Here is a 13,181-nt window from a genome sequence, read left to right as displayed (position 1 = left end):
TAACTGTTGTGTATTTGCGTTACACTCAAGGTATAACTGTTAAGTGAACGGAGTAGCACAATGGAAACGATTAAACGTATTATCGCGGTTATTGACCCAACTAAAGACGATCAAAATGCCCTCGCGCGATCAATAGATTTAGCCAAAAAATCAGGGGCTAGCATTACCGCCTTTATGACGGTATACGATTTCTCTTACGAAATGACTACTATGCTCTCTGGTGATGAACGTGAAGCAATGCGTAAAGCGGTGTTAAAAGATCGCGAACTATGGTTAAAAGATCTTGTCTCTCCTTATCAAAACATTAATATTAATACCCAAGTCATTTGGCATAACCGCCCTTACGAAGCCATTATTAATACCGTTATTAATGATAAATATGACCTAGTGATCAAAGGTACTCATCAGCATGGTGCGCTTAAAGCGGTTATTTTCACGCCAACAGACTGGCACTTAGTCAGAAAATGCCCAACCCCTGTATTATTTGTAAAAGATATGGCGTGGCCAGCACATGGGAATATTTTAGCGGCTGTTAATGCAGTCAGTGAAAATGATCAGCACCTGTCACTTAATAAACGCATAATTAAAGATGCACAATTTTTATGTGAACTGGCTAATGCTAAACTTAACTTAGTCAATGCATACCCTTCTACACCGGTTAATATAGCCATAGAGATCCCTGAGTTTAACCCAGGGTTATATAACGAATCAGTTAAAAAACATCATATTGAATCAACCAATGAACTCGCTAATGAGTTTAACCTAACCCCTGATCAATGCTTTATTGAAGAGGGATTGCCAGAAGATGTGATACCGGATGTTGCAAAACGCTTAAACAGCGAATTAGTGGTTATTGGCACGGTCGGACGGACTGGCTTAAGCGCTGCCTTAGTAGGCAACACTGCTGAGCATGTTATTGACAGCCTTGATTGTGATGTACTTGCACTTAAACCTGATGGGTACGTAAGCCCGCTCGCAGAAAGTTAGCGTTTGCAGTAGCTCCCATATTACATATGGCATATAATACGCCCCTTTATTTTTAGCAATTAATTTTGCCGTACTATTTATAAGGGGGCGTAGTGTCTCATTCTGCTCAAGCCAAAGCTCAATACAACTTAAATAAGCTTCAAAAGCGTTTACGCCGCCTCACAGGTCAAGCTGTCATGGACTTTAACATGATTGAAGAAGGCGACCGCATTATGGTGTGCTTATCGGGTGGCAAAGACAGCTACACTATGCTCGACATGTTGCAACATTTACAACGTGTTGCACCTATCAAGTTTGATTTATTTGCAGTAAATCTCGACCAAAAACAACCTGGTTTTCCTGAGCATGTGCTTCCTGAGTATCTTGATAATTTAAATATTGAATACAAAATTGTAGAAGAAGATACCTACAGTATTGTTACTGATATTATTCCTGAAGGTAAAACAACCTGCTCGCTTTGCTCTCGCTTGCGCCGTGGTATTTTATATCGCACGGCTAAAGAGTTAGGTGCGACTAAAATTGCACTGGGCCATCACCGCGATGACATGATAGAAACCTTGTTTTTAAATATGTTTTATGGCGGAAAACTAAAAAGTATGCCGGCTAAACTAATGAGCGATAACGGTGAGCATATGGTTATTCGCCCACTGGCTTATTGTAAAGAAGCCGATATAAGCAAATATGCGTTCAGCCAAGACTACCCTATTATTCCGTGTAATTTATGTGGCTCACAAGAAAACTTACAGCGTAAACACACTAAAAATATGCTGGAGCAATGGAATAAAGAACACCCAGGTCGTGTAGAGAGTATTTTCACCGCCATGCAAAACGTTGTGCCTTCACACTTAGCTGATAATCAATTATTTGATTTTACCAACTTGCAAACGGGTGACGTTATTGATGGGGGCGATATCGCGCTCGATAAACCAGATATTCCAAAAGCGCCAGTTAATCATGAACAAAATGAAACAAACCAAGCCGATGTGGTTACCATTAATTTAAGCTAATTTTTAAGGGTTTGCAGTAATGCAAACCCTTCACTTTGTTCTATGCTGCTACTGACCAGCAGCTAATCCTTGTAAAAACTCTAAACTCTGCATTTCTTGTTTGTTTGCCTGATAAGGCAACTGTTGTAAGCTGTCGTAAGCAAAATCATCAATAGTAAACTCGCTAATTTCACTTTCACCAAAACTGTTAAGCTCACCTGGGCTTGGCGACATACGTTCAATAACAAAGTCCCTCAACCGTAAGCCGCCCGTTTGCTTGGGCAAAACAGACCAATGCGCTTTAAAGTCAATTTGCTGATTGCCCTCATTTAAACGTGCTTTAGCAACTAAATGTGCTAATGGTGAGGTGCCACTGTATAAGTTAGCTCTTAAACGGTATAAGCCACTTTTTATAACTGTTAAATTGGCCGGTACTATCATGTTTTCATTACGTGGATAGGCGTTTTCAAAACCAGTTAAGGTTGCACTAGGCGGCATATAATGTATTTGTGCCACCACCGGGACTATTTTACCCGCGATATCGGCTTCAACTAATAATTGTAAATTACGTGGATAGTCTTCTTCACCTTTAAATATCATTGCCAGCTCGTTTTGACGAGCCACACCGCTTTGCGTTTTTAGCGACTTTTTGGTGTCTGTATCACTGAGTGTTAATACCACCTTACCTAAATTTGGGGCACTTACGGTTAGCTCTATAGCTTGTGGATACACATACCGATATTTAGACAAGCTCACTGTTAACTCCCCGCCTTGCTCACCCACTGGGCTGCTAACAGGAAAGAACTGATTTGGCTTAAGTCTGTCCTCATCATATACCGTTAATGGTTGTGAATAAGGCGGAAACGCCAAACTTTTCTGATACTGATCAGCAACCACAGAGGCGGCTTTGGCTAAGTCTTCATCAAATGCTGACTGAGTTACTGAGCTGGTTTTTGTTGTTGCCTTTGTCACAGGTTGGCTTAGCGTGCGCTGCTGAGCAGGAGGTGCCGATATCGGCTTTTTATCATTGAGAGGGGCTGGTTGCCGAATCCGCTGGTGCAAAAGCCGATGTGCATATAGATCACGGCTACCCTGTCACAGTAAACAATGTTGCACTCACCCAAAAAATGACCCCAACGCTTGTCCGTATTGCTGGTGCTGACAATATTATTACCACCGATTTAATTACCGGCGCAGAAGACTTTAGCTACTATGCGCTTGAAACCCCCGGGCTGTTTTACTTTTTAGGCGTCACTCCAAAAGATCAAAACGCTAAAACAGCAGCAAGTAATCATTCACCTCAGTTTTATGTTGACGAAAATGCCTTACAACTTGGCGTAGAATCACTATCACAACTGGTTGTTGACTACTTACAATAACAACTCAACATAACAAACACAGGGCTAATAACCCTGTGCTTGTTTTATTAGAGAGTGTTATTCAGCTAATATAAATCCCCAATCGCTTACCTTTAATTATAAATTCTCAAATTGGAAAGGACGCCTTAGTGACAGCAGAATATTTTAATTTTTTAAGCCTTATTGGCGTGGCATTCTTTGCAATTTCAGGTGCGTTATTAGGCCATGATAAAGATATTGGCGGATTTGGAGTGGTGGTTGTTGGCTCAGTCACCGCGCTTGGCGGTGGTACGCTCAGAGACATACTTCTTAATCAACCCGTTTTTTGGATAGCCAACCCCGATTTTTTATATGTCACCTATGTGGCTATTTTTGTCACTGTTATGTTTATTAGCCACTTACCCGATGTGTCTAACTATTACATGTTGTTGGTTGATGCAATTGGTATGGCTATTTTTAATGTGGTCGGTATCGAAAAAGCATTAATTGAAGGCACCACCATGATGGTTGCACTTACAATGGGCATGACTACGGGGATATTTGGTGGCTTAATACGCGACGTGATCTGTCGAGAAGTGCCGTTGGTGATGCGAGAAGAACTCTACTCCACCGCCTGTTTTGCAGGAGGCTTGACCTATGCAGCGCTATTTTTATTAGAAGCCCCTTATTTATGGTGCATTCTTGGTTCGCTGTTGGTCAGTGTTTTTTTAAGATTGGGCGCGCTCCATTTTGGCTGGCAGCCCAATCTATTTAGAAAAAGAACACCAAAAATAAACGATTAGTATAAGCATTGCGTTACACTAATCGCTCATAGAGTCCTGATGCCCGTGACACACTTTTACCCATCGCCAGTTGCAGTACTTTTTTATCTGCTACCAGCTCAAAGGTCTGCTTTGCACGGGTAATACCGGTATACACTAATTGCCGGTTAATACCGACGCTTGCTTGTTTAAGTGGTGGCAATACCATAGCAGTGTAACTAAACTCTGAGCCTTGCGATTTATGAATGGTCATAACATACACTTTATCGTGCGCTGGGAGTCGTGCAGGTGAAAATGCACGTTCATTACCCTGCTCATCAATAAACAGTGCTTTGAGTTGGCCACTGTCATCAGGCATCAAAATACCTATATCGCCGTTAAAAAGTTTAAGTTGATAATCGTTTTGGCTAATCATAATAGGCATACCCGTGTAATGTCGCTGATTAGGGTTAACGCTAATTAACCCTTGCTGTTGCAATACACGCTCAATACGCTGATTTAAACTATTAACGCCGTAATCGCCCTCACGCACTGCTGCAAGTAATTGATAGCGGGCAAAAGCCTCATGCACTTTGGCAACACTCGCTCCTTGGGCAATCAGTGTTAAATAATCACCGTAGTGACTTGCCGCGCTGTTTATAAGCTTTTCAATCGGGGTAGAGACAAAATCGTAGTCTAAAATAACATCGCTAAAATGCCCTTGCGAACTGTGTTGTTCAACATAATTTAATATTCCTCGATCATTGGTATTAACAGCCAAAGCCAACTGGCCTATACCACTTTGGGCATCAAAGCGATAACTATGTTGTAAAAAGGCAATGCAATCAGCCAGTTTAAACTCACTCTGAGTTTGCACGCCAAGTTTAGCAGTGCCATTAAAACACACCTTATTTAATTGCTCACAGCGTGCTTTTGAATACTGCGGTGTTTGTCCAAGCACTAAACCTTGGCATAAATCACTCATTACACTGCCGGTATCAACCGAGGCGAGTTGGTCTTTATCGCCAAGTAAAATCAATCGGGCATGCGCTGGTAGAGCCTCAATTAATTTGGCCATGAGCGATAAATCGACCATACTGGCCTCATCAATAATCAATACATCAACATGCAACGGATTGCTTTTATCGTGCCTGAATTTATTGGTAAATGGCTTAACTCCCAACAAACGATGAATAGTTTGCGCACTTTGCGGGATCAACGCATTAATATCAGCCGGTATTTCACTCAGCTTATTTTTAGCCCCTAAAATTGACTCGGTTAGTCGTGCCGCTGCTTTACCGGTCGGTGCCACTAATTTTATGCTCAATGGTGCAGCCTGATATAACGACTGTAAAATGGCTAACAGCTTTGTCACCGTGGTGGTTTTACCTGTGCCAGGCCCGCCTGTGATCACACTAAAGCCCTTTGTTGCAGCAATGGCACAAGCGACCTTTTGCCAATCAATATCAAGCGTTGGATTATCAGGAAAGTAGCGTGTTAATAACTCAGTAAGGACTGCATCATCAATATTGAGTTGTCGCTCACTCATTGCCAGTAATCGCTGCGCTAAAGTTTGCTCATACCCTGCTAAACGCGAAAAATACAACCGTTGATTAAACAATTGCAGCGGCTTGTGATCCCCCACACTGTGATGTGCGTGTAAGTAACTTATTGCTGCCTCAGTCGTAAAATCGTCACTAAATGGGGTGAGAGTGTCAGGTACGGTGCCTTCTAATTTAGTAAAGTCGCTTTGGCGTAAATTAAACGGATTAGTCCAATCAACCTCTGTTAGCGTTAAACAACTATGCTGGCTTTGCTGCGATAAACACAGCATTAAAATAATATAAAATAGTTCGTCATAATCATGTTCAGTATTGTTACCACTGACTAATTCAGCCAGCTTTACATCCACAACACGTACGCGATGCTGCTCAGTTAAATAGCTAAGCAGCGGCACAACTTTAGGTGTTTGAGTAACAGAGTCCGCTGGTTGTTCATTGAGTAACGCCGACTCATCAACAGGCGCGTCGTCAACGTCATCAAACAAACCAGGTTGTTGGTTTAAACCACTCATAGCATCGCTCCTTGGCTAAACAAACCATCTAGAATAATAACTTGCTCTGCACTTAACTGTTTAAAGTACACTCCTTCACCCGCTGGCATACCGCGTAAAAAAGTATAATACACGCCGCCTAAATGCGTCTCTATGGCATAATCAGGAATACGCTGTTTAAGCAATCGATGCAGCGCTACGGTATAAATTAAATACTGTAAATGATATTGGTGGCTGGTCATGGCTTGCTCAAGCTGCTCTGGCTCATAATCTGCGGGAGTACTGCCCAAATAATTCGATTTATAATCTAAAATATAATACTTGCCTTGGTAGCAAAAAATTAAATCTATAAAGCCTTTTAATAAGCCTTTTACATGGGCAAATTCAAGTTTGCTTTGGCTAAAACCAAAGTGTTTAATCAGCATTTCGTTGAGTTTAGGCGCACTTAGGCTAGCAAGCGGTAAGTTAAATTCCATTTCAACAAGACAATCACTCGGTGATAATTGACTCAAGCTTAAATTATTTTCACTATTTAACGGGCAATTAAGCGCATCGAGTATCCATTGCTCGGTAATTTGCTGCCATTGCTCATCAATATGGTATTTTTCAAAGACACGTTTAATTACTGCCGATAAGTTTTGCTCTGGATTTGAGGGGTGAACAAGCGGGCTGGTAAAATCAAGTTGCTCGAATATTTCGTGTAAGCAACTTCCTGGTTTTGCACCTTTTGGAAAACTATAGGGTGAGAGAAGGTCATCTTGTTGCACCGCAAACTCATCTCTTTGATGATCTTCATCGCTGCGCCCAGGTGCCAGTTGGTCAGTATGCTTTTTAAAGCTTAAGGCACTAAAACTGGTTGCCCGCCAATCGCGTTCAATCTGCGTGGTTACAGTATTAATACTCAGCGCCTGCTTTTCAACGTGTTCATTATTAAAGCGAAGTATGCCCTGCTCGAGTAATTCACCCGAGGTAAATTGCAGATATTCCATCGAATCATTGGCATCACAAAACTCACTTAAATGAGTGCGCCATGTTTGGCTGCTGGTTAACGCTAACCCTGAGAACAACACATGCCCAAGCGCACTACTTTGAATCGCTAAGCGGCTACTTTGCCCTTGCCCGATGTTATATACACCCAAGGCACAAAAATGCACTGCACGGGTCAATGCGACATACAATAGGCGTAAATCTTCGGCTAGGCGCTCTTGCTCTGCTTGTTGCAAGGCGTCTTCGCCTTTACTTAAATCAAAAATTAACTTGCCGTTATGGTGATAAAGCGCGTCTTTAATTTCACGATAGCCACTGGCAAAGGGCATAAATACCAATGGATATTCAAGTCCCTTTGAGGCATGCATAGTGACAATTTTAACCAAATTTGCGTCGCTCTCTAAACGTACTTGCACTGTTTCGCCATCTTGCTGGCTCACCTTTTGCGCAAACCAACGCAACAAACGAAGTGTCCCTTCAAGCTCTATTTGTTTTTGCTGCAGTATTTCGCCAAGGTGTCTAAAATCGGTAAGCCAACGTTCTACGTTATAGCCCAAGCCTTGCCATTTGGCATTGAGTTGATTATGACTCAGTAAGCGCTCAAGCATCGCCATTGCCCCTTGCTTATGCCAAATATGGCTAAGTTGGGCAAAAAAGTTTAAGTGTTCTTGCCATGCATTTTCATCATCGGCCAAAGCAAAAATATCGTTATAACTTAAACAGAATAATGGGCCTGCGAGTACACCACGTAATAGCGACTCGTCGTACTGGCCGTGCAATGCGGTTAAAAAGTTGAGTAAATGGTGGCTTAGCTCTTGGCTAAATACACTATCACGAGACAAATACACGCTGGCAATATTGGCTTTGCTCAAGGCCTGCTTCATTATTTGCGCTTCAACGCGGTCGCGCACCAAAATACAAATATCAGCAGCGCTTACCGGCGTACTGCCAATACAGGCTATTCCTTGGTTTGCCTGCTCAAGTAAAGTAACTATTTTATTAGCAAAATGGGTGGCTAAATGTGCTTGCCCTACGCCTTTACTGGTCGGCTTATTTTTTTCATCGCCGGCTTCATCCACAAACACATTAAATTCAAAGGCGGTGGCCGGTTTGCCATCAATTAAAAATGTATCTTCGGCTTTTTTACCCTTGGCTTTCACTTTATTAAAGGGAATGGCATCGTTATAAATAAAGCTGTTGTCGTATTTACTAAATAAGCTATTTACGCTGTTGACGATATCACTGCTGGAGCGAAAATTAGTGTCCAATGTAAATTGTTGCGACTGCTCTACGGCCTCTTTGGCACCAATGTAGGTAAATATATCTGCGCCCCTAAAGCCATAAATAGCTTGTTTGGGATCGCCTATCATGGCTAAAGTGGTATTGCTTTGAGCATAAATTTTACTAAAAATACCGTACTGAATAGGGTCGGTGTCTTGAAACTCATCAATCATTGCCACCGGAAATAACTGCGCAATTTTTTTCGACAATACGTCACCCTGCTCACTATTAAGGGCTGTATGTAAATTAGTGAGTAGGTCATCAGGGGTGATCACGCTTTGTTCTTGTTTGCGTTTAACTATGGCCGCTTTTACCCAACTTACCGCATATTGCACTATCGCAATTTTTAGCCCTTGTTTAATGGTATTGTTAAGTGCGGCTAAGGCATCGAATTGGCTAATAAGTGGATGCGTCAGTAATGTGCCATTTTTTTTATAATTAGCGGTATTACTTAAATTCTCGCTGCTCCAAACCTCAAACGAATATTTGTTAGTACCAAATTCAAAAAAGTCATCATTGCATAAGCAAAATGCTTCAAGCGCCGCTAAACTGCCTTTTCGCCCGGGTGTTTTTGAGCCACTTAAATCAGATGCTTTAACAGCACCAATAAACTCTTGCTCTAGGCACGTTTTTTTAAAAGCGGGTATAAGCTCTAAATATTCATCTCGCGCTTGCCACACATCCTCTAAATTTATTTGCGGCGTTATTTCGGCGTTAGCTTTATTTAAAATACTGCTTACTTGGCTAAATAATGATTCAGGTGCGGCAAACACCTCTAAAATCGCATCTGTTTTTTGCTTATTAAGCGGGTAGACAAACGCGCGCCAAAAATCTTTTATGGTCTCAAGCAGTATCTCGCGCTCATCTAAAATAAACTCTAAGTTAAACGCGACCCCCGACTCAAACGCATGTTGTTTTAGCATCCGCTGACAAAAACCATGAATGGTAAAAATAGCCGCCTCATCCATTGATTTAGCTGCTGCATCGAGTAAGTCAAACGCACGATGTTTATCATCTACTGCGGCTATTATACCTTCTATTAATTCATCGTTTGGCTGTTGCCCCAATAAGGCATCGCGCGCGGCAATAATACGGCTGCGTACCCGGTCTTTAATTTCTTGTGTTGCAGCATCGGTAAAGGTAACCACCAAAATTTGCTCAACACTCAATGGCGTACTCAGCTCACCGGGTATTTGCATGCCTAATAAATAGCGTAAATACAAACCCGTGATCGTGTAGGTTTTACCTGTACCCGCACTGGCTTCTATCAAACTTTGGCCTGATAAAGGCATAGTGAGTGGGTTAAGCGCTTGCATAGTCACTCTCCTTGGCATGCTCAAATAACGGGGCGAGTAATTTTTCGCTCCACTTAATAAACTCCTCTTGGCAATCATTGAGCGATTGCACCGTTAAACGAATATAGGGATTCTCCCCTTCACCTCGGCCAATATACTGTGGGCTAAATTTACTGTTAGCTTTTGCCATGTCGCCACCGCTTTTCACGTATTCATAACCGCTCACCGGAAAAAACGCCACCGGCGCATTTCGCAGTGCTTTGTATAGTTCAAACCAATCTGCAAGCAGCAAGTCAGCATTGGCTTTGCTCATAGGGGCAAAGCTAATTTGTTTATCTAAACCCAGTAATAAGGTTTCAACCTCTTGTTGCATGCTTTGAGCTGCCAGGTGATAAAGAAAGCCTTTTATTAAATCTTTGGCTTTAATACTGGCACTGCGGTAAAACACTTGTTTTTGCATATACACATGGTTAAGCCAGCCTTCAATGGTGGTATTTTCAAGCGCAAGTAACACTTCTATCGGTTCGCTTTTACCGGCTTTTATTTGCTCTTTTACTTGCCCTGCAAGCGCATCAACTCGGTGCTGCATACCCTCATAAATTAAGCTGCCTACATTGGCTTGGGGCAACTCACCGCGCTGCAGTATTTGCTCGGTACTGAGCGGCGTATTGTTAATGTTTGCTTCAAGTATTTCGTCAAGGTAAAAATAACGGCGCAGCGCATCTAAGCTAAACGGTTCTTCGTCTTTCGCTATATCGTTAAATTGCGGCAAGCGTAACCCTAAACTTTGTTGATAAAAGCTCTCTTGGGCATGGCATACACTACGAATAAACACATCAAGATCAAGTAGCTCTGGGGGCGTTACATCAAGCGCAGTGATTGCTTTAGCCTCAATAGCCTCGCTAGGCAGCCAAATTGGGTTATAGCTGTGATTATTTACTCCCGCCTGTTCAGTGCTAGCTGGCAAATAATACTGACTATTAAAAGGTTGTAAATGTTGTTGGCTAATAAGGCAATCTGGCAAGGGTTTATCACTGGGTTCGCTAAGTTTAAAACTGCGGCCTATGTATTCTAAAAGCTCACTGACAAGCGTTGATGGCATGCGCGGCTGGTTGTCAAAACATGAGCGACCAATGTAGCTCATATATAAATTATCTCGAGCACTTAAGAGCGCTTCTAAAAAGAGGTAACGGTCATCGAGTTTACGTGAACGGTCACCTTTTTGCTTTTTAGAATACGGCACTAAATCAAATCCGATTGGCTGCACCGTGCGTGGGTAATCGGCATCGTTTAAGCCTAGCATACACACCACTTTAAAAGGGACGGCGCGCATGGGCATGAGAGTACAAAAGTTCACTTGTCCTACTAAAAAGCGCTGACCTACACCTTTTTCTTGTATACCTTGTTTTATTAGATAGCTCACTATGCGCTGCGAAACGGCTTTACTGTAGTCGCCGTTGTCGTGGTGCTTCGCAATGTCTTCGAGCACCTTTTGCAGCAGTAATAAATCCCAGCTATCATCGCTTTCGCTCTCATACACAGTATTGAGTAGCTCACTTAGTATATGGGCTTTATTAGAAAGCGTATCATCAGGGGTGAGTTTCGCTTTAAAGTCTTGAAGCACATCAATAAAATGCACCAGCTTATTGAGAGTATCAAGCGCCATACCTTCTACTTCATCGGCGCTGTAAATACCATTAAATGGGCACTGTTCGTCGCGCATGGCAATCCCCAGTAATAAACGGTTCAAGCCATGTTGCCAGGTATTTAAATCAATGGCGGGTAAATCAAAGCTTTGTTTATGCTCAGCGTTTATACCCCACTTTACCCCTACTCGCTCAAGCCAATAATGTATTTGCTCGTATTCATGGGCCTCTAGGCCAAATTTTTCGGCAATTTGCGTAACCTGTAATAAATCAAGAATATCCGATACGCCAAAGCGCGAAAACGGTAAATTAGCTAAACTGGCAAACGAGCTCAGTACTGGTTTTTCTTGCTCTATGGCTAAATCGGCAAGGGCGTATGGTATAAATCGGCTGCCCTGCGCACCACCAAAAACGGCCTCAATGTAAGGGCTATAAGTACCTACATCAGGCATCATCACAATGATATCTTTGGGGGTAAGCGTTGGGTTTTGATTAAACAAATTGAGTAAGTAGTCGTGCAGGCGCTCGACTTCCCTTAATGGTGTGTGGCAGTCACTTAACGTAATGCTGGTATCGTGTGCACTTATGGGCAGTTTACCCTCATCGTTTATAAACCATTCTTTGTTATCGGTAAGCGATTCACCTTTAAAGGCAAGTTGGTATATTTCGCTTTGCACTTGCCCAAGTAAGGTATCGTCAAACGCATCAATAAAACCATCAATCCAACGGGCATCAAGCTGCACCAGTTGCTCAAAATAATCGCGGCCGAGTTTACCCCACGACGACAACAACGGATTACCAATAAAATAGTATTCTTCATCAGGATTCGTTTGCTTTTTTTGCTGCGCTTCCACCAGCGGCATTTTGGCGTATTTAGCGTTTATTTTAGCCGCTGTTTTTTCATCGATTATATCGCCCCAATAATGCTCGCTGGGGTTAAAAAAGAATAAAAACACCTCAGTTTTTTTACTCAAGGCTTCAAACACGTCAAGCTGTGAGCTGGCAATAGCAGATATACCAAATAGGCTAATACGCTTTGGCAATAAGCTGCTATCCATACTCTCAAGGGCGCTGAGTAATTGTCCTTGCATGTTGGCGCGGTGAAATTGGCTTTGCCCTAGCTGTTTGCTTAATTTGACAAGGCGGCGCCACAAATCGGGTTGCCAAGGAGCAATGCTGATATCTACATCGTCAAGCGTATCAACACCGCTATCCCATTTGGCTATCCAATGGGGGCGATACATTAAATATTGGTCGTACACATCGGCTATTTTTTCACATAGGGCAAAGGTTTTTTGGCCGTCAATATCCCCCTCTAAATAGGTTTTTAGGGGTAAATACAGTGGCTCGTCAATACAAGTAGGTAAAATTGCAAACAGTTTCCAAGCAAGGTTCGGTTTATTAAACGCCGACTCTTTAGGCACGTTTGGCAATAGTTGCTGGTACAACTGCCAAATAAAGCTCGACGGCAGTGGAAAGTCTACCTGCGCAGCCACGCCTAAATTTTCACTTAAACCAATTTTTAGCCACTGCGACATACCCGGCGATTGCACTAACACCACTTCTTTATCAAATGGGCTTTGCAATGGGTTTATTTTTAATAGCTGATGAAACTGCGCTTGCAGGGCTTCCATACGGTTTGATTGAATAATATTGAGCATACGATACCAGCCTTAATTGAGATAAAGCCAGTGTAAGATATTTTCAATTTAAGCGGTAGCGCTAAGGAGACATTGGCGTTAATAAATCAGCAAGTTAGCCCGCCGATAGATGAACTTTTAAACGCACAGCTTTAACCGCAGTGCGTTTATTATTTAACCTGAACTGTGGATAATAAATCCATCTCAA

7 protein-coding genes and 1 pseudogene are annotated in these 13,181 nt (G+C 42.3%); 4 read left to right on the top strand and 4 right to left on the bottom strand.

Annotated elements, in window-relative coordinates; translation table 11 throughout:
* Window positions 1–60: 60 nt before the first annotated feature.
* Both uspE and ttcA read left to right on the top strand, forming a co-directional pair.
* Complete coding sequence (gene uspE, locus CWC30_RS08760) at window positions 61–987, top strand: universal stress protein UspE (protein ID WP_138626894.1); 927 nt, start codon at window positions 61–63, stop codon at window positions 985–987.
* A 92-nt stretch (window positions 988–1,079) separates the two neighbouring features.
* The gene (gene ttcA / locus CWC30_RS08755; protein WP_138626893.1) at window positions 1,080–1,994 is read left to right on the top strand and encodes a tRNA 2-thiocytidine(32) synthetase TtcA; all 915 of its coding nucleotides are present in this window, start codon (window positions 1,080–1,082) and stop codon (window positions 1,992–1,994) included.
* A 48-nt stretch (window positions 1,995–2,042) separates the two neighbouring features.
* On the opposite strand, the gene CWC30_RS08750 is transcribed toward ttcA, so the two are convergent.
* Window positions 2,043–3,035: a hypothetical protein gene (locus CWC30_RS08750; protein ID WP_349654449.1), complete on the bottom strand. Its 993-nt coding sequence runs from the start codon at window positions 3,033–3,035 to the stop codon at window positions 2,043–2,045.
* Between CWC30_RS08750 and CWC30_RS08745 the strand changes: the two are divergent.
* A pseudogene (locus CWC30_RS08745) lies at window positions 3,011–3,352 on the top strand (M20/M25/M40 family metallo-hydrolase); the annotation flags it as partial. The gene CWC30_RS08750 and the pseudogene CWC30_RS08745 overlap by 25 nt on opposite strands.
* Window positions 3,353–3,480: 128 nt before the next feature.
* Window positions 3,481–4,113 (top strand): trimeric intracellular cation channel family protein, encoded by a 633-nt coding sequence (locus tag CWC30_RS08740; protein ID WP_138626892.1) that lies wholly within the window; start codon window positions 3,481–3,483, stop codon window positions 4,111–4,113.
* Between the two features lie 13 nt (window positions 4,114–4,126).
* On the opposite strand, the gene recD is transcribed toward CWC30_RS08740, so the two are convergent.
* Genes recD through recC form a run of 3 tightly spaced genes read right to left on the bottom strand, consistent with a single transcriptional unit; the run spans window position 4,127 to window position 12,994 of the window.
* Entirely contained in the window at window positions 4,127–6,145 is a 2,019-nt protein-coding gene (gene recD, locus CWC30_RS08735) for an exodeoxyribonuclease V subunit alpha (RefSeq protein ID WP_138626891.1), read from the bottom strand.
* On the bottom strand, window positions 6,142–9,708 hold the full coding sequence (recB, locus tag CWC30_RS08730; RefSeq protein WP_138626890.1) for an exodeoxyribonuclease V subunit beta: 3,567 nt from the start codon (window positions 9,706–9,708) through the stop codon (window positions 6,142–6,144). Before recB ends, recD begins: the two co-directional genes overlap by 4 nt.
* Window positions 9,695–12,994 carry an exodeoxyribonuclease V subunit gamma gene (gene recC, locus CWC30_RS08725; RefSeq protein ID WP_138626889.1) on the bottom strand — a complete coding sequence of 1,100 codons (3,300 nt, stop codon included), beginning with the start codon at window positions 12,992–12,994 and terminating at the stop codon, window positions 9,695–9,697. The genes recB and recC overlap by 14 nt, the downstream gene beginning before the upstream one ends.
* Window positions 12,995–13,181: the final 187 nt, after the last annotated feature.

Origin of the sequence: Pseudoalteromonas sp. S4741 (genome assembly GCF_005886135.1) — a bacterium.
Lineage (GTDB): Bacteria > Pseudomonadota > Gammaproteobacteria > Enterobacterales > Alteromonadaceae > Pseudoalteromonas > Pseudoalteromonas tetraodonis.
The sequence above is the reverse complement of the archived record's forward strand: the minus strand, read 5'-3'. Positions and strand labels throughout refer to the sequence as shown.